Annotated in this window: 18 protein-coding genes and 1 riboswitch; of the genes, 9 read left to right on the top strand and 9 right to left on the bottom strand. The window is 68.4% G+C overall.

The window, feature by feature from the left end:
• Positions 1 to 38 precede the first annotated feature (38 nt).
• Positions 39 to 602 (bottom strand): cupin domain-containing protein, encoded by a 564-nt coding sequence (locus NU1_RS07095; protein WP_067518585.1) that lies wholly within the window; start codon positions 600 to 602, stop codon positions 39 to 41.
• 29 nt (positions 603 to 631) lie between these two features.
• On the opposite strand from NU1_RS07095, the gene NU1_RS07090 reads away from it, so the two are divergent.
• The gene (locus NU1_RS07090) at positions 632 to 1,084 is read left to right on the top strand and encodes a MarR family winged helix-turn-helix transcriptional regulator (RefSeq protein ID WP_067518583.1); all 453 of its coding nucleotides are present in this window, start codon (positions 632 to 634) and stop codon (positions 1,082 to 1,084) included.
• A 545-nt stretch (positions 1,085 to 1,629) separates the two neighbouring features.
• On the opposite strand, the gene NU1_RS07085 is transcribed toward NU1_RS07090, so the two are convergent.
• Positions 1,630 to 2,577, bottom strand: coding sequence for a bifunctional helix-turn-helix transcriptional regulator/GNAT family N-acetyltransferase (locus NU1_RS07085; protein ID WP_067518581.1), 948 nt, complete (start codon positions 2,575 to 2,577; stop codon positions 1,630 to 1,632).
• Between the two features lie 217 nt (positions 2,578 to 2,794).
• Here NU1_RS07085 and NU1_RS07080 point away from each other — a divergent pair, with 217 nt between their 5' ends.
• Complete coding sequence (locus tag NU1_RS07080; protein ID WP_084521049.1) at positions 2,795 to 4,066, top strand: adenosylmethionine--8-amino-7-oxononanoate transaminase; 1,272 nt, start codon at positions 2,795 to 2,797, stop codon at positions 4,064 to 4,066.
• Between the two features lie 340 nt (positions 4,067 to 4,406).
• Here the strand turns inward: NU1_RS07080 and NU1_RS07075 are convergent, their stop codons facing one another.
• The gene (locus NU1_RS07075; protein WP_157552025.1) at positions 4,407 to 4,718 is read right to left on the bottom strand and encodes a hypothetical protein; all 312 of its coding nucleotides are present in this window, start codon (positions 4,716 to 4,718) and stop codon (positions 4,407 to 4,409) included.
• Positions 4,719 to 4,825: 107 nt separating this feature from the next.
• On the opposite strand from NU1_RS07075, the gene NU1_RS07070 reads away from it, so the two are divergent.
• From NU1_RS07070 to NU1_RS07060, 3 genes are all read left to right on the top strand, one after another.
• The gene (locus tag NU1_RS07070; RefSeq protein WP_067518573.1) at positions 4,826 to 5,980 is read left to right on the top strand and encodes an 8-amino-7-oxononanoate synthase; all 1,155 of its coding nucleotides are present in this window, start codon (positions 4,826 to 4,828) and stop codon (positions 5,978 to 5,980) included.
• Entirely contained in the window at positions 5,977 to 6,660 is a 684-nt protein-coding gene (gene bioD, locus NU1_RS07065) for a dethiobiotin synthase (protein ID WP_067518571.1), read from the top strand. The genes NU1_RS07070 and bioD overlap by 4 nt, the downstream gene beginning before the upstream one ends.
• Positions 6,661 to 7,361: 701 nt before the next feature.
• Positions 7,362 to 8,498, top strand: a complete 1,137-nt coding sequence (locus NU1_RS07060; protein WP_067518569.1) for a lipase family alpha/beta hydrolase — start codon at positions 7,362 to 7,364, stop codon at positions 8,496 to 8,498.
• 58 nt (positions 8,499 to 8,556) lie between these two features.
• Here NU1_RS07060 and NU1_RS07055 read toward each other — a convergent pair whose 3' ends face one another.
• The 4 genes from NU1_RS07055 to NU1_RS07040 all read right to left on the bottom strand — a co-directional run bounded on the left by NU1_RS07055 (position 8,557) and on the right by NU1_RS07040 (position 13,011).
• Complete coding sequence (locus tag NU1_RS07055) at positions 8,557 to 9,582, bottom strand: ABC transporter substrate-binding protein (protein WP_067518603.1); 1,026 nt, start codon at positions 9,580 to 9,582, stop codon at positions 8,557 to 8,559.
• Positions 9,583 to 9,665: 83 nt separating this feature from the next.
• On the bottom strand, positions 9,666 to 10,493 hold the full coding sequence (locus NU1_RS07050; protein WP_067518568.1) for an ABC transporter ATP-binding protein: 828 nt from the start codon (positions 10,491 to 10,493) through the stop codon (positions 9,666 to 9,668).
• Complete coding sequence (locus NU1_RS07045; protein ID WP_067518567.1) at positions 10,490 to 11,521, bottom strand: FecCD family ABC transporter permease; 1,032 nt, start codon at positions 11,519 to 11,521, stop codon at positions 10,490 to 10,492. The genes NU1_RS07050 and NU1_RS07045 overlap by 4 nt, the downstream gene beginning before the upstream one ends.
• A gap of 33 nt (positions 11,522 to 11,554) precedes the next feature.
• A riboswitch (cobalamin riboswitch) is annotated at positions 11,555 to 11,689 on the bottom strand.
• Positions 11,690 to 12,426: 737 nt separating this feature from the next.
• Positions 12,427 to 13,011, bottom strand: coding sequence for a TetR/AcrR family transcriptional regulator C-terminal domain-containing protein (locus NU1_RS07040; RefSeq protein WP_067518565.1), 585 nt, complete (start codon positions 13,009 to 13,011; stop codon positions 12,427 to 12,429).
• A gap of 106 nt (positions 13,012 to 13,117) precedes the next feature.
• Between NU1_RS07040 and bioB the strand changes: the two genes are divergently transcribed.
• From bioB to NU1_RS07025, 3 genes are all read left to right on the top strand, one after another.
• A complete protein-coding gene (bioB, locus tag NU1_RS07035) occupies positions 13,118 to 14,131 on the top strand; it encodes a biotin synthase BioB (protein ID WP_067518563.1) in 1,014 nt (337 codons plus the stop codon).
• Positions 14,132 to 14,199: 68 nt separating this feature from the next.
• A complete protein-coding gene (gene bsaP, locus NU1_RS07030) occupies positions 14,200 to 14,454 on the top strand; it encodes a biotin synthase auxiliary protein BsaP (protein ID WP_067518601.1) in 255 nt (84 codons plus the stop codon).
• Complete coding sequence (locus tag NU1_RS07025; protein WP_067518558.1) at positions 14,454 to 15,167, top strand: DUF2567 domain-containing protein; 714 nt, start codon at positions 14,454 to 14,456, stop codon at positions 15,165 to 15,167. Before bsaP ends, NU1_RS07025 begins: the two co-directional genes overlap by 1 nt.
• 85 nt (positions 15,168 to 15,252) lie before the next feature.
• On the opposite strand, the gene NU1_RS07020 is transcribed toward NU1_RS07025, so the two are convergent.
• Positions 15,253 to 15,603 (bottom strand): hypothetical protein, encoded by a 351-nt coding sequence (locus NU1_RS07020; protein WP_067518556.1) that lies wholly within the window; start codon positions 15,601 to 15,603, stop codon positions 15,253 to 15,255.
• Between the two features lie 189 nt (positions 15,604 to 15,792).
• Between NU1_RS07020 and NU1_RS07015 the strand changes: the two genes are divergently transcribed.
• Positions 15,793 to 15,984: a hypothetical protein gene (locus NU1_RS07015; protein WP_067518554.1), complete on the top strand. Its 192-nt coding sequence runs from the start codon at positions 15,793 to 15,795 to the stop codon at positions 15,982 to 15,984.
• A 189-nt stretch (positions 15,985 to 16,173) separates the two neighbouring features.
• Here the strand turns inward: NU1_RS07015 and NU1_RS07010 are convergent, their stop codons facing one another.
• The gene (locus NU1_RS07010; RefSeq protein WP_067518553.1) at positions 16,174 to 16,380 is read right to left on the bottom strand and encodes a DUF5988 family protein; all 207 of its coding nucleotides are present in this window, start codon (positions 16,378 to 16,380) and stop codon (positions 16,174 to 16,176) included.
• Positions 16,381 to 16,572 lie beyond the last annotated feature (192 nt).

The following is a 16,572-nucleotide window of genomic DNA, read 5'->3' as shown; positions in this document are numbered from 1 at the left end:
ACGCCGGAATGACGAAGGTGGCGGGCGGCCTCGCGCCCTCAATTCCCGTGGGCGGAGTGCGGTGCCGTGGTGTCGGGTAGCCAGCGGCGTTCGTATCCGGCCCGGCGGGCCACGCGAGCCAATCCGCCCAGTACGGCGCGTTGCAGTCGGGCCGGGATTCCGGCGAGGTAGCCGTCCTGGTAATCCCACAGCAGGGCCAGTGCGAGCGGATCGCGTGGCACGCTACTGCCTTTGGTGGTCTTTCCGGCCGCGTCCAGGGCGTGCCACAGCTCGAACATCTCCCAGTGCCGCAGCGGCGGCCGGATCTCGTGGTCGAAGGTGGTATCCGGTGTCTCGTTCCAGAACTGATGCACCACACCGGCCGGGGCGTGCGTCGAATCACCCTGCCGCACAATCACTTCCGCCCCGTCGATCCGGAACCGCAGCTGCCCGGTCCGAACGCTCCAGCCCTCCTCGAGCACCGGATGCCAGTGCGGTCCCGCCTGTAATCCGGTTTCCGGGAGCACATGACGCAGCCGCAGGTACGGCCCGCGCTCATCGGTGCCCCTGTCGACCAGTGTCACCTGATGGCCATTTCGGAAAGTGAGTGTGCGATTGCCCATTTCCCAGTTATAAAGGTAACCTTCATATTATGTCAATGCCCGACCGGCCCGTCCCGGAGACCCTGCTGAAGCTGCTCGTCCTGACCACTCGCTCCTATGAGCAGGAGCTCAACTGCGAGCTGAGCGCCGAACACCCCGACCTGCGCCCCGCCCACTACGCGGTGTTCCGCTACCTCGACCCCGCCGGTTCCCGCATCACCACCCTCGCCGAGGCCGCGGGTATGACCCAGCAGTCCATGGGCGAGTTGATCACCCACCTCGAACGCCACGGCTACGTCGAACGGCAGGTCGATCCCGCCGACCGCCGCGCCCGCCTGGTCGTCCTCACCGACTCCGGTCGCACCACCCTCGCCGCGGCCGGTGCGCGCATTGTCGAGATCGAGCGACGCCTGCACGGCACGCTCGGCGCGGAGGGCCTCGAAGAGCTGCGGACCCTGCTCGCCCGAACCCGGGAAGTCCTTGCGGCCGAGGAACTTCGCTGAATGCTCGACACGCTCCGCCATCCCGGTGCGGCGCGGGGGTGCGAAGTCGTGCGGATGGATCGCGGCCGCCGCCTCTCGCGGGTCTGCTGGTCGCTGCGGGGTTCGCCCCTGGTCGGGCATTGCTACCGGGGTCGAACGCGCGATGTCGGCGCAGCACCCGTCATCCCGGCTCGCTGCGGCAGGGATCCCCTACTGCGGGGTGTGGATTGCGGCCAGGGGTGTGGATTCCGGCCAAAGCACGCCGGAATGACGAAAGTGGCCGGGCGATATCGCGATGGCGGCTTCGGAAGTGGTCATTCGACATGCCCGGCGACTTCTGAAGGTGTCGTGCCCTGCCGACTCTTATGGGGGACCGTGCCTCGGCGCGCGGGTGGGGGATCGAGCCTTGTTGTGCGGCGATGAGGGTAGCGAACCCGTCATTCGGCGTGGGGCAACGAACCAATCATTCGGCAGGGGCGCCGAACCCATCATTCGGCGTCGGGCGCCGAACCCGTCATTCCGGCGCGCATTTGGCCGGATACACGTCGGCGGGAGGCGAGCCCCGATCAGGGTGTGAGCGCGCGCCGCCAGGTCTGCCCCACCAGGTCCTTGCCGAAGCTGTGGTGCGGATTCGATTCCATCAGTTCGAATCCCGCGCGTTCGTAGATGCGCCGGGCGGAGGTGAGGACGTCATTGGTCCACAGCACGAGTTCGCGGTATCCGGCCGCGGTGGCGAAGCGCAGGCATTCGTCCACCAGGGCGCTGCCGACGCCGAGGCCGCGGGCGCTCGGTTCGACCAGTAGGAGGCGCAGACGGGCGGTGTCGTCGTCCTCGCGCATGCAGTAGACGCAGCCGAGGGGTTCGCCGTCGCGGTCGGCGATCCAAGCCCGTTCACGTTGCGGGTCACGGGTTTTCAAGTAGTCGGCGATAATGCGGGCGACGAGCTGCTCGTAGTCGGTGTCCCAGCCGTATTCGGCGGCGTAGAGGGCGGCATTGCGGCCGATCACCCAGCCGTGATCGCCGGGGCGGGGCTCGCGGAGGGTGAACGGGAGAGCATCCGATACCGGTTCCAGAATGCGTTCGATGGTGCGCATGGCCCCGACCATCCGGCTCCGGTCGGCAGCCGGATGGGTGGCGAGCAGGGCGGCGATATCGCGACTGGACCGCTCGTCGAGTTCGGCGAACTCATCCCACCCGCGCTCGGTCAACCGCACCTCCTGTACCCGGCGATCCCGCTCGGACCGTCGGCGCTCTACCAGTCCGGCGTCTTCGAAGCGCGCCAGAATGCGGCTCAGATAGCCGGGGTCGAGTTCGAGGGACTGGCGCAGCGTGACCACCTCCAGGGGGCCGGAGTTGGCCAGTTCGAAGAGGATTCGCGCTTCGGTGAGGGAGTACCGGGTATTGACGAGCCCTTCCCGTAGTACCCCGATGAGCTGGGTGTAGCGGCGGTTGAAGGCGCGGACGGCGGCAATGTGCTCGACGTCGATGGTATGCGGGGCAATCGGGGTGCCCATATCGGCTCCAATCCTTTGACCTAGTCAAAGAATACGCGGGAAGCGGCCGGTGCGCGGGTGCAATTCGCGAGCGCACCGCCGCGTGGTTTCCGCCCCCGCCGCGGGCGTCATCGGCTACGCCACTGACAGCGCCCAGCTCCAGTGGTAACTTGAACGGCGTTCAAGCCCGCTCGGTTGCGCTGGCCGAGCGCGGAACATCGCCTCCGAAGGACGATCTGTGGCACTGACACCCGACGCGATCACCGCCCTCGATGCCGAACATGTGTGGCATCCGTACGGTGGCTTCCCGGCCACCACCGAACCGCTCGTGGTCGCCTCCGCCGCCGGCACTCGGCTCACCCTCGCGGACGGGCGCGAGTTGATCGATGGGATGAGCTCCTGGTGGGCGGCGGTGCACGGGTATCAGCACCCGGTGCTGGACGCGGCGCTGCTGGCGCAATCGCGGCGGATGAGTCACGTCATGTTCGGCGGGCTCACCCACGAACCCGCCGTGCGGCTGACGCAATTGCTCGTCGAGCACACCCCCGCCGGACTGGACAAGGTGTTCCTCTGCGACTCGGGTTCCGTCTCGGTCGAGGTCGCGGTGAAGATGTGCCTGCAGTACTGGCGCGGCCTCGGCCAGCCCGGGAAGCAGCGGCTGCTCACCTGGCGCGGCGGCTACCACGGCGACACCTTCACACCCATGAGCGTGTGTGATCCCGAGGGCGGTATGCACTCGCTGTGGACCGATGTCATGGCCCAGCAGCTCTTCGCGCCCGCGCCGCCCCGTGACTACCGGCCCGAGTACGTCGCCGAGCTCGAGCGCCTGATCGCGACCCACGCCGACGAATTGGCCGCCGTCATTGTGGAACCCGTCGTCCAGGGCGCGGGCGGTATGCGTTTCCACGACCCCCGCTACCTCACCGACCTGCGTCGGCTCTGCGACGCCCACGGCGTGCTGCTGATCTTCGACGAGATCGCCACCGGATTCGGCCGCACCGGAACACTTTTCGCCGCCGACCACGCGGGGGTTTCGCCCGACGTCATGTGCGTGGGCAAGGCGATCACCGGCGGCTACCTCACCCTCGCCGCGGCCCTGTGCACCTCGGCCATCGCCGAAACCATCAGCGCCGCCCACGGCGGATTGATGCACGGTCCCACCTTCATGGGCAACCCCCTCGCCTGCGCGGTGGCCGTCGCCTCCATCGAACTGCTGCTGTCACGAGATTGGCACGGCGAGGTGACCCGCATCGAATCCGAACTCCGCACCGGCCTGGCCCCCGTCCTCGACCTCCCCGGTGTCGTGGAGGTCCGGGTCTTCGGCGCGATCGGCGTCATCGAACTCGACCATTCCGTCGATATGCGCAAAACCACCCATGCCGCAGTCGAATCCGGCGTCTGGGTCCGCCCCTTCCGCAACCTGATCTACGCCATGCCGCCCTTCATCAGTACCTCCGAGGACATCGCCCGGATCACCACCGCCATGGTCGCCGCCGCCACCGTCGCCTAGCTCGAACGCGTAGTGGTGCCCACCTGCTCGTCATGCGGTTCTCGTCAACCGATTCTCATCATCCCGGCGTGCGCCTTCTCGTCATTCCGGCGTGCTTTGGCCGGAATCCACTTTTGGTCAGTGGTGGATCCTGGCCAAAGCACGCCGGGATGACGAGGCGGGGCTCCATCGCCGGGGGCAGGCGGCATCGTGCCGGGGGCCAGGCGGCATCGTGCCGGGGGCAGCGGCATCGCGCGGGGGAGCGGCAGGCGGCATCGCGTAGCGCACCTCGGGTAACCCCGGGTCGGTGGGCCTGTTGATCGGGGGAACCGGCGGCGGCCCTCGTTCCCGCCCGGCTGGTTCAGCGAGCCGCTCGGCGTTCTCGGGTGCGCTCGGGTTCTTCGCTGTCGGAGAGAACTTCCCAGACCCGGAACACGCAGTGGAACTCGTCGGACCAGCCGCGGGCAATGAGCATGTAGTTGTCGCCGTCCCGCAATACCGTGCGGCGGCTGACGAGTTTGGGGTGGTCCGGATTGAATTTGCTGACCAGGTCGGGGAGTTTGGCCACCGCTTGTTCGCGGGTCCCCACTACTTCGGTGAGAACCTTGGGTGCCCAGATCTTGCTGTCACCGAAGCCGGTCGTCTGCTCGACCACTATCGCCCATCGTGGCATATGCGCTCCTACCTCGGATTCCCAGGATAGCGACGTCCGGCCGCGTACAGGGGCGATCCGGCCCGGTCCGCCCCGCCCTGAACGGTGTTCAAGTATGCTGCGGAGCTGTGAGTGTCGATCCGTTGAGATGGCTGGATGAGCGGGCCGCCGAACGTGTGCGGGCCGGGTTGCGGCGTGAACTGCGCGCGCGTACGTGGCGTGGGGAGGCCATCGACCTGGCTTCCAATGACTATCTCGGGCTCACCCGGCACCCCGAGGTGGTCGACGGGGCCGTCGAGGCCGTCCGCCGGTGGGGCGCGGGATCCACCGGATCACGCCTGGTCACCGGGACGACCACCGAACACGAGCGGCTGGAAGCCGAGCTCGCCGAATTCGTCGGCGCCGAAGCGGGATTGGTCTTCGCCTCCGGCTATGCCGCCAATCTCGGCGCGGTGACCGCGCTGGCCGGACGCGGCACCCTCGTCGTCTCGGATGCGGGCAGCCACGCCTCCCTCGTCGACGCCTGCCGACTGTCGCGGGCGCGGGTGGAGGTCGCACCGCACCGCGATGTCGATGCCATCGACCAGATCCTGTTCCAGCGCACCGAGGAACGGGCACTGGTACTTACCGACTCGGTGTTCAGCGCCGACGGTGACCTCGCGCCGCTGACCGACCTGCACCGGGTGGCCCGCGCCAATGGCGCGGTGCTCATTGTCGACGAGGCGCACGGACTCGGCGTGCGCGGCGACGGCGGTCGCGGCCTGGTGCACGAGCACGGCCTAGCCGGGGAGCCGGACCTGGTGATCACCGCGACCCTGTCGAAAGCCTTTGCCGCACAGGGCGGCATCGTCCTCGCCAGCGAACGCGTCCGCGCCCACCTCATCGATTCGGCCCGCACCTTCATCTTCGACACCGGACTCGCGCCCGCCGCCGTCGGCGCCGCCCGCGCCGCCCTGCGGGTGCTGCGCCGCGATCCCGATATGGCCGCCCGCGTGCTGGCTCGCGCCGCCGATCTGGCTCGGATAGCCGGTGTACCGGAGCCGGATTCGGCCGTGGTCTCGGTGGTACTCGGTGAGGCCCAGATCGCCTACGACGCCGCTGTCGCCTGCCGCGAGCGCGGTCTGAGCGTCGGCTGCTTCCGTCCCCCCTCGGTCCCCGAGGGCACGTCACGCCTGCGGCTCACCGCCCGCGCGAATCTCACCGACGCCGAACTCGACATCATCGCAACGGTTCTCGGTGACGTGCTGGCGCACGCGCGCGGTCAGGCGGCGGTGCCCGCGTGAGCATCCTGTTCGTCACCGGCACATCGACCGATGTCGGCAAGACCATCGTGACCGCCGCTCTCGCCGCGACCGCGCGGGCGGCCGGGAAATCGGTGGCGGTGTGCAAACCGGCCCAGACCGGCGTGGCCCCGGGCGAACCCGGTGATCTGGCGACCATCGAGCGGCTCAGCGGCGTCACCCGCACTGTCGAACTGGCCCGCTATCCGGACCCGCTCGCACCCGATACCGCCGCCCGCCGCTGCGGCCGACCACTGCTGACCCTCGCCGAAACCGCTGCCGCCGTCGACGCCCTCGCCGCCGTCGACCTCACCCTGGTGGAGGGTGCGGGTGGCCTCCTGGTCCGGATGGGCGAATTCACCCTCCTGGACCTGGCACAGAAACTCGACGCCCCCGTCCTGGTCGTCGCCGCCGCGGGCCTGGGCACCCTCAATCACAGCGAACTGACCACCCGCACCCTGGCCGCCGCGGGAGTGCGCTGCGCGGGCCTGGTCATCGGCTCCTGGCCCGACCGCCCCGACCTGGCCTCGGAATGCAATCGCGCCGACCTGCCCGCTGTCACGGGCGTCGATCTGGTCGGCATGGTCCCGTCCGGCGTCGGCGCATGGTCGGCCGACCGCTTCGCCGCCGCGGCGCCGACCTGGTTCGACGCCACCTGGGCGGCCGACTACCCGCTCCGCTGATCCTGCCCCTCGGTCACCACGGTCATATCGCGGTGAGGCAGCCTCGGCCCGTCTCACCGGGCACATCCGTGGGGCCACGGCTGTCCACCACGCACTGCTGGCCCGATGCCGTCGCGCACGGGGGCATGGCAGGTAGTCGCGCGCTGGGGCATGGCAGGTAAGGGGCGCGAAGTCGATTCCCGCGTCGACGGCATCTTCCGAATCGCACTCACTGGCAAGACCGCGCATCGTGCGTGTCAGCGGCGGACAACGAGGCGCCTGATCAGAAGTTCTGAGCCAAACTCCCCGTCATTCCGGCATGCTTTTGGCCGGAATCCACACCCGAAGGGCACCGCACAGTGTGGATTCCGGCCAAAGGCGCGCCGGGATGACGAGGCGGATCGGTCAGAATACATGCGGCACGGCCGGCCGTGCACGGTGAGATGACGATCACCTACGCCCGGCGGAGGCAGTCGATGCCACCGCGTCGACGGTGATGTACGACAATCTCCCGCCGGGCGTGGCAGCGCCGGACAATGCACGCGGGTGCAGCGTCTGCCCTGGTCGGATCGGCCGCGCCCGTCTGGTCCGCCCCGCCGTCCGGAGCTAGGTGGTCAGCCGCCGTACAGCCGGTGATGGGGGATGGGTATCCGGTTCGGGATCGGCAGCCGAGACGCCCGGGAAACTGGACGGATGTGCGGGCAGACCTACAGTGGAGTGGCATGTGGGAATACCCGCGCCCGTCTCGAGCCGCCGATTACGACGACGATCGGCGGAAGGCCAGGCTGCGGGAAGTACGACTCGGGCATAACTGGCATCGGGGGCGGCAGTCGCGGCTGATACTTCTGCGGCTGAGTCTGATCCCCCTGGCCATATTGGTGATCTTCGGGCAGTACTGGACCTATGACATCGCGCCCGAGCGGGCTCGCCTGGCCCGGACCGTGCCGTCCGTCTCATCGATCGCTGGGCCGACGACCGCACAGGGCGCGGATACCGCGGTATTCGACCTGGTCGGACTCGGGGGCCTCGATGCCGCCGAAACCGCAAGAGCGCTACCGTCCTTGAGCGCGCTCGGCTCGGTATGGGCGGTGCGATACGACAACACCGGTATCGACACCAAGGTCATCGCCGACCTCATAGTCAGGGTTACCGATGCCGCGCGAGCCCCGAATGTCGTGCTGGTCGGGCACAGTATGGGTGGGGTGATCGCACTGGAGATCGCCAAGCATCTGCATCTCGACAGCAGCAAGAAAGTCCTTGCGGTACTGCTGGATTGCACCCCCATCGATCTGCACGCCGTGCGCGCGGAAAGCCGCGACCAAGGCGAAGAGTTGATGCGCTGGATGGGTTGGTTCCCGGGGGCCCGCGAAAGCCGGGTGCTGCGGTTCGTCGCCGAAACCTATGCCCGGCGCGACAAGTACGTCACCGGCCGCTACGACATGGATCTCGGTAATCTGCGCGACGCCGTGCGAGAAGTGCTGCGCGACAAGATACTCGACTCCGACGTAGCCAGTACCGGCCTCATCGCGGCCCAATTCAAAGCCATTGTCGCGGGCGGCGCGGCCGACGATCTACGCGCTCTCGCCCAGAGCGCCGACGGCAAACCGCCGCCCGCCATTGTCTTCATCCGCCCCCGAAACCCCTACGCCGACGGCGTAGTCGACGTCGAGTACAGCCACCAGGCCCTGATCGACCGCGTCGGCGGCGTCGATGGCTCCCTGCTGGTGGTGACCACCCGAACCACCGGTCACGCCAACCCCGTTCAGCGCCCCGTCGAATACAACAGGGTCATCACCCAGCAGGTGGTCCCCTTCATTCGCCTCGTCGAGCGTGAATCGAGTCCGGCCGCCAGCCGCTGACACCGGCTCGCCACTCCGGCGGAGGCGGACGGTTCGGGTCGGCGGACGGCCGCACGGATCAGCGGACGGTGTCGTCGGAGGTGGGGCGGACGGTGGAGGACGGGACCAGATTCCAGCGTTCCAGTTGGGCGCGGATCTGTTCGGCGGCATCGATATTGAGCGGCCCGCTGGTCCAGAGCGCGTAGGGGAGGTTGAGGAAGCGACCCTCGGTAACCGCGCGGAGACGGTCCATGCCGGGTTTGGCGCGCAGCAGATCGAGTTTCTGCTGGAAGGTCTGCGGCGGGTAGTCGACGAACATAATGGCGTCGGGATCGGCGGCGGCCAGCCGCTCCCAGGAGACGGCGGTCCAGGTGTCGGCCACATCCTCGAGGGCGTTGCGGGCTCCCGCGGATTCCAGAATGGCCTGGGGTGCACCGAATTTGCCGCTGGAGTAGATGGTGTCGCTGGCACTGTCGAACAGGAAGATCGTCGGGCGGCGGTCCGGTTGCGGCGCGGCGCGCAGGGCCGCGAGGCGGCGGTCGATATCGGTGGTGAGTTCGGTCGCGCGGTCGGCGCGGCCGGTAATGGCGCCGAGATTGGTGAGATCGGCGTTCAGGGCGGTCCACGGGTCGGTGACACCGCGCGTCTTCTCGCCATCGCGCTGACGGCAGCTCTCGGTGAGGGTGTAGGCGGCGATACCGTCGGCGCGCAGGGAATCGGGGGTCAGATTGGTGGACTCCGAATAGCCGTAGTTCCATCCGGCGACCATGACATCGGGGCGCTGTGCGAGCACCGTCTCCCGGGAGGGATATTCGGGCGCAACGGAGTTCAATCCGTCCACCGCCTCGCCGTAATGCCTGCGCAGGGTGTCGGCGTCGCGCTGCACGCTCGACACCGCCGCCACCTGATCCTGTGCGCCCAGCGCCAGCACCATGGAGATGAGGTTGCCGTCATTGACGAATAGGCGTTGTGCGGGGGATGGGAACCTCAGGTCCTCACCACAGTTGCCGATGGTGAGATTCCCGGTGGCCGCCTCCGGCGTTCCGCAGGCCGCCAGCGCCACCGCGAGCGCGGTTGCGCCGAGAAGTCGGGGAAGGTGTTTCACGAGTGAGCCTTTCGCTGTGAGTATCGAGGGTGCGATCCGCTCGGCATGGTTCGCACGGTGCGGTCGTTTCGCGGGACCATCGGTCACGCTCGCGACGACTGTGGTCGCGCGGTGATGAGCAGATGCGGAATCCCGGTATCCGGGTGCGGGATTCGAGTGGCGTGTACGCCGAAAACGGTGTCGAGCACCTCTGCCCGCAGTGCCACAGCCGGTGGTTCGAGAGAATGCGCCCGGCCCCGGTGCAGTACCAGCACTCGATCGCAGTACCGATCCGCCAGCGCCAGATCGTGCAGGCTCAGCACCACGGTGCGGCCCAACTCGCGAGCCAGCGCCAGTAAATCCAGCTGATGGGTGATGTCCAGGTGATTGGTCGGCTCATCCATCAGCAGCAGCGGCGTGTCCTGAACCAGCGCCCGCGCCAACAACACTCGCTGCCGCTCGCCACCGGACAGCCGATGCACCGGTCGTTCGGCGAACCCGTCGAGGTCAACGGCCCGCAGTGCCGCCTCGACAGCGTCCTGCTCCTCGACCCCACCCGCACCCCACGGCGGTAGGTAGGGCGTCCGTCCCAACGCCACCACCTCACCCGCGAGCAGATCCGCCGACGGCTGCTCGTCCTGCGCCACCAGCGCGATGGTGCGAGCTCGCTGCCGCGCCGAAATCCGATGCAGTCCAACTCCATTCACCAGCACCGAGCCGTGTACCGGCCGAATCAGCCCGGCAATCGTGCGCAATAGCGTGGTCTTGCCGCTGCCATTGGGTCCGACAATGCCCACCGTCTCACCGGCCAGCACCGTGAAACTCGCGTTCGTCAGCACCGTCCGCCGCCCCGCCGCGCAGGCGAGACCGTGTACCTCCAGCACGGCGGCCGTCGGCTCGCCCGTCGGTCGCTCCGCCCCGCGCCGGTTCACGCCGCCCCGAATCGGTAGCGGCGACGGCCCATGAGTAGCAGGAAGACCGGTGCGCCGATCAGCCCGGTGAGCACACCGACCGGGATTTCAGTGGGGCGCACCAGTACTCGGGTGGCGGCGTCAGCCAGTACCAGGAAGAGCGCGCCGCAGAGGGCGCAGGCGGGCAGTAGGGCGCGGTGGCGGGGCCCGACCAGCAGGCGGGCGGCGTGCGGGACCACCAGGCCGACGAACCCGATACCGCCGGAAACCGCGACGAGGACGCCGACCAGAACGGCGAGCAGGATGAATAGTGCGATTCGCAACTCGCGCACGGGAACTCCGAGCGAAGACGCGGTATCGGCACCCATACTCAGCGCGTCGAGCCAGCTCGCCGCCGCCACCAGGGCGAGTGCGCAGGCCCCGACCACGGTGGCGGGTAGGGCGATTCGCGTCCAGTCCGCTCCGGCGAGACTGCCCAGCAGCCAGAACAGTACCGACTGGGCCGCCGCGGGATCGGTGCTGCGGAAGATGAGGTAGCTGCTCAGCGCCGCGAACATGGAGCCGAGCACGGTACCGGTCAATACCAGTCGCAGGGGCGTCAATCCGCCCTGGGCGACCGCGATGACGAATACCGCCGCGGCGGCGGCGAGGGCTCCCGCGAGGGCGCCCACCGACAGCGCCCACAAACCGGCGGCGGCGAAGAACCCGGAGGTGATGACGGCCGCCGCGCCCACTCCGGCCCCCGACGAAACGCCCAGCAGATAGGGATCGGCGAGCGGATTGCGCACCAGCGTCTGCATGGCCGCCCCCGCCAGCGCCAGTCCGGCCCCGACCACGGCCGCGAGCAGGGTGCGCGGCACCCGCAGCTGCCACACAATGGTGTCCAGCCCGAGATCGGTGGGTGCGAGTCCGGTCACGCGGTGCCGCAAGACCGCCAGCACATCACCGGGCGGCACGATCTCCGCACCGAAGCCGGTTGCGCCGATCATGGCGCCGACCAGCAGTAGCCCGAGTACGGGCAGGACGATCGATGTCCGGGCACGGCTCATCGATGGAGCTCCTTGGGCAAATCGCGGCCTCTCGAGAGTTTGCGTGGTGGGGGAGGCCTGACTCTGCCCGGAAACCTGGGCAATACAGTGGCGCGACCGTTCCGGATTCTCACCGGATTCCCACACCCACCAACGTGACGGTGCGGAACTCTACCGCCCGGTCTGCATTGCCCAACTCTCGGGAGCGCTCAGGGGTGTTGCCCCGAAACCCCCTGGGTGCGGGACTGGGCTCTCATATCGGCTCTTCGCTGGACCGGGCGGCGGCCACTGTCCGGCCGCTCGACTGTGCCTCGGCTCGGGCTCGGTCGCGCTCGGCGCGGGGCCGGTTTCGCCGGGTTCGATCTCATGGGCAGCGGCGCTCGGGGCGATTCCGATCGTGTGCACGATGCCGTCGGCATCGAGGCTCGGGCTCGGCTCGGCGTCACGGCCGACCGTCGGCTCGGCGTCAGGGCCGCGCTGTCGGCTCGGTGGCCCGGTGGCCCGGTGGTGCCCGCTATCCGCCATCGTGCCCGGCTGTGCGCCGAGGAGGGAGCTGCTCCACCTGGGCGGGAGGCGTCCCGGCCCGAGCAGGCACATCGATGGGAGACCGCGAATCTTGTCGCCTCGGCTCCGATGGGTGACCGCGCAGACGGATACCTCGGTGTCACGGTCGGCCGGTCAACGGCGCCTGCCGCTCCGTCATCCGGGCGTGCATTTGGTCGGGATCCACCACTGATCGGCGTCACGGTCGCGCTGTCGGCTCGGTGGCTCGGTGGTTCGTTACTCGCCATCGCGGCCGGGCTATGCGGTGAGGCGGGGCTGCTCGCCGGGGGCGAGCGGCGTCCTGGCCGGAGCGCTCACACGTCGACGCGAGACGGCGAATCCGGTGGCCTCGGCGCGAGGGGTGACCGCGTAGAGCGGATATCTCAGCGGACGCGGGTTCCCAGCAGGTGCCGCACCCCGCTGATGAACAGCTGCAGGCCGAAGTCGAATCGTGCGGTGGCATCGGTGGTGTCGTAGAGCGGGGAGTTCTGTTCTTCGAGTGCACCCGCCGAATCCATTTGCATGCGGGCCTGTTCGTCCACCGTCTGCCCCAGTACGTAGTACAGCAGGGTGAAGGCCGCGAGATCGGCTTCCTCCCTGGTCATTCCGGCGCGGATGGCGGCGCTGGCCATGCGTTCACGCCCCTTGGAGGTGGTGAGCCGGGAAGCGTAGGTGGCCGAGACCAATTCGGCCCCATCGCGGTAGGCGAGCAGGCAGGAGCGCAGGCGGTGCGCCAATTCGCTGATCTGACCGGACCATTCGCCTGTGTCGACCGGATTGTCCATGGGCTCGAGGACGCGGTCGGCGACGGCGCCGAGCAGCGCCTGCTTATTGGGGAAGTGCCAGTACAGCGCTCCGGGTTGCACATTCAGCGACCCGGCGAGCCGCCTCATGGTCAGATCCGCGAGACCGTACTGGTCCAGAATGGCAATGGCCCCATCGACCACATCGGTGCGGTGAAGTTGCACTGAAAACCCGACCCTTCGTGTTCCGGCTCACTTTTCCTGCTGCTAGCCTAGCCTGAACACCGTTCAAGTTGCTCGGCCACGTCGGCCGGACGAAGGGATTCGCGCAGTGACCCAGGTAGCCGTCAGCACCGATATTCTGGCGATCGCCCGTGAGCAGGTGCTCGGGCGGGGCGTCGGTCTGACCCAGGAGCAGACCCTCGAGGCCCTGCGCCTCGGCGACGATCGACTCGAGGAACTCCTCGCACTCGCCCACGATGTGCGCATGAAATGGTGCGGACCCGAGGTCGAGGTCGAGGGCATCATCTCGCTCAAGACCGGCGGCTGCCCGGAGGACTGCCACTTCTGTTCGCAGTCCGGCCTTTTCCAGTCCCCGGTGCGCGCCGCCTGGCTCGATATTCCGAGCCTGGTCGAGGCCGCCAAGCAGACCGCCAAATCCGGTGCCACCGAATTCTGCATCGTGGCCGCCGTGCGCGGACCGGACGCACGCCTCATGGCGCAGGTCGCCGCGGGCGTCGAGGCCATTCGCAACGAGGTCGATATCCAGGTCGCCTGCTCGCTGGGCATGCTCAACCAGGAGCAGGTCGATCAACTGGCCGCCATGGGCGTGCACCGCTACAACCACAATCTCGAAACCGCCAAATCGCACTTCCCGAAGGTGGTCACCACGCACAGCTACGAGGAGCGCTGGGACACCCTGCGTATGGTGCGCGAGGCCGGTATGGAGGTGTGCTCCGGCGGCATCCTCGGTATGGGCGAATCCCTGGAACAGCGCGCCGAATTCGCCGCGCAGCTGGCCGAATTGGAGCCCGACGAGGTGCCGTTGAACTTCCTCAACCCGCGCCCGGGCACCCCCTTCGGTGACCTCGAGGTGCTGCCCGCGGCCGACGCGCTGCGCGCCGTCGCCGCCTTCCGCCTCGCCCTGCCGCGCACCATCCTGCGCTTCGCGGGCGGTCGCGAGATCACCCTCGGCGATCTCGGTGCCAAGCAGGGCATTCTCGGCGGTATCAATGCCGTCATCGTCGGCAACTACCTCACCACCCTGGGCCGCCCCGCCGAGGCCGATATCGACCTGCTCGGCGAGCTGAAGATGCCGATCAAGGCGCTCAACGACACCCTGTAGTGACATCGCATATCGATTGGGCAATCGCATACCGAGAAGTGGGCGCGAGCATGGGTAATGTCGTGGACATGGACACGGACGAGGTCGGTGGGTTCGCGGGGGGCGACACCGCCGCGGTGGCGCTGTACAACCCGTTCACCGGCAAACTGATCGAGACGGGCGTGGACAATCCCGTTCCGGCGGCCGCCGCACTGGGCCTGGAACCGCCGCGATTCTGCGAACAGTGCGGCCGTCGGATGGTCGTCCAGGTCAGTCCCGACGGCTGGTGGGCGAAATGCTCCCGGCACGGGGTCCTGGATTCGACCAGTCTGGAACACCGCTAGTGGCAACGGTATTCACCGCTGCCGAACCGTCGGGACCGCATACCGACGTGGTGCGGCGCGAAATCCGGGCGGCCGCGGTGGTACTGGCCGCCGTTGTCGTGGTGAGTGCCGTCGCGGGCGTGGTGTGGGCCTACCTCGCGCCTACCGAACGGCTGCTCGTGGTGGAACCGGACCGCGGGGCGGTGCTCTCGGGCGAGAGCGCGCACCAGTTCGACGCGGTGGCTGTCTTCGTACTCATCGGCATTGTCACCGGGCTGCTCACCGCGGCCGCCGCCTGGCGGTGGCGGCGCGTGCGTGGACCGATCCTCCTGGCCGGGTTGCTACTCGGCTCCCTGGTCGGCGCGTTCACGATGAGTTTGGTCGGCGAGGCCGCCGCCGAATTGCTGTACCCGCGGCCCCATCAACCGCCGGTGGATTCGATTGTCGAATTGGCCCCGACCATGCGTGCGTGGCCCGCGTTCATCGCACAGCCGCTCACGGCGGCCGTGGTGATGGTGGTGCTGATCGCCCTGAGCGTGGCCGATGACCTGGGCAGCGGCCAATACCGCCCCTTCGGCGGCGGTAAGCCCCGCCGCAGCATGCTCGCCCCCGGACCCTACGGTTCCGCCATCAGCTACGGCCCCTACGGCGGACCCGGCGCGAACAGCGGCACGGCGCAGGCGTTCGGTCCCGGCCCCTACGAGGGCGCGGGCCCGATCGGCCCTCCGCGCTGAATTCCGTACGACACTGAAATTTCGGACGACGACAACGCTGGCGAGTCATGCATCGCGTCGACGGCGGCCGAAGTGTCCGTACCCGCTACTCGCTCTGCGCCCAGGCTGCCACCGGCAGCGATAGGTACACCCCGAAATCCTCCAGCCCGACGGCCTCTTCGATATCGGCGTGCAGGCGGTCGACCCGTTCCTGCCGATTGTCCGCGCGGCTGGGAAAGAACTTGGACCGCACCTCGATCACGAGATCCAGCCCGCCGCGATCGAAGGGTTCGCGCGCCCGGAATCGAATCTCGATATCGCCCGGTTGCAGATCGCCGTCATAGGGCTCCTCGGGACACTCCACGGCCACCGAGACCGCGTGCGGCAAATGGTCGGCCAGTTCTCGCAGGACTGATTCGGGGATGGTGGGGGCGTAGGTCACCTCGATAAGCGGCACCGCGCCAGTGTATCCAGCGCCTGACGTGGCCGACCGAGCCGGACCGGGATCGAGATCGCCGGTCCGGCGTTGGGAAATCGGGCGGTGGGCCGCGATTCGCGCCGGTGCGTGGACGCGGCCCGAAAATCGCTGGTGCCGAACCCGCCGACCCGCATATGGTGGCGCGTCGACTCGATACACCCCAGGGGGATGGCAGTGAAAACCGCAGCACGGGACCGCTCCGTGGCCGCGCCGGAGTCTTCGGCCGCGCCCGACGAGCGCCCCGACCTCGCGGCGTGGCGGCAGCGTCACGAACTACGCCGATCCAATGCGGCGCAACCGATTCCGAGCGCACGGCGATACCGCCGCACCGGCAAGCATCGCAAGCGCGAACGGGATTGATGATCGGCCGATCGTGACACGGCGATCAGGTGACAGAGCTCGCCTTCGCTGAGTCGCGGAGTTCGGGCGGCACCTTCCTGTCGCTGAACGCGGACTAGCTGCGCACCGTCGCCTTCGGTGTGGCGCGGAGCACCAGCGCGCCACCGCGGTCGGTGTGGCACGGAGTATCGGCGGACCGCCGCGTCGGCGCTATTCGGCGACTTTGGTCCGGTCGACCCACTCGTACACCGGCAGTGCGCCTTCCGGCGTTTCCTCGGTGCGCGGGGTGGGTCTGAAATGCTCGTAGCCGCCACGGTGCGAGATCTTGATCTCCAGACCGGACGGCATGATGGGAACAATGCGGTCGGGCAGATCGCGGGGACCGCCCACCAGTAATGCCTTGGGTGCGATTGCCATACTTCGAGTATCGCCACCAGATCCGTGCGGCGGGGTCGAATCAGCCTGGCGGAATTGCGATCCCACGGTTATGGCATACCGCGCGGTCGGACCTGATGCGCCACCTGGAGTGTCGCCGCCCCCTCGTCACCCCCCGGTTACCCCCGTTACCCGCCGGAATGACAGGGAGGTTCCTGTGTCGGGTGGCTGTCG

The organism is Nocardia uniformis NBRC 13702 (assembly GCF_001613345.1).
Lineage (GTDB): Bacteria > Actinomycetota > Actinomycetes > Mycobacteriales > Mycobacteriaceae > Nocardia > Nocardia uniformis.
The sequence above is the reverse complement of the archived record's forward strand: the minus strand, read 5'-3'. Positions and strand labels throughout refer to the sequence as shown.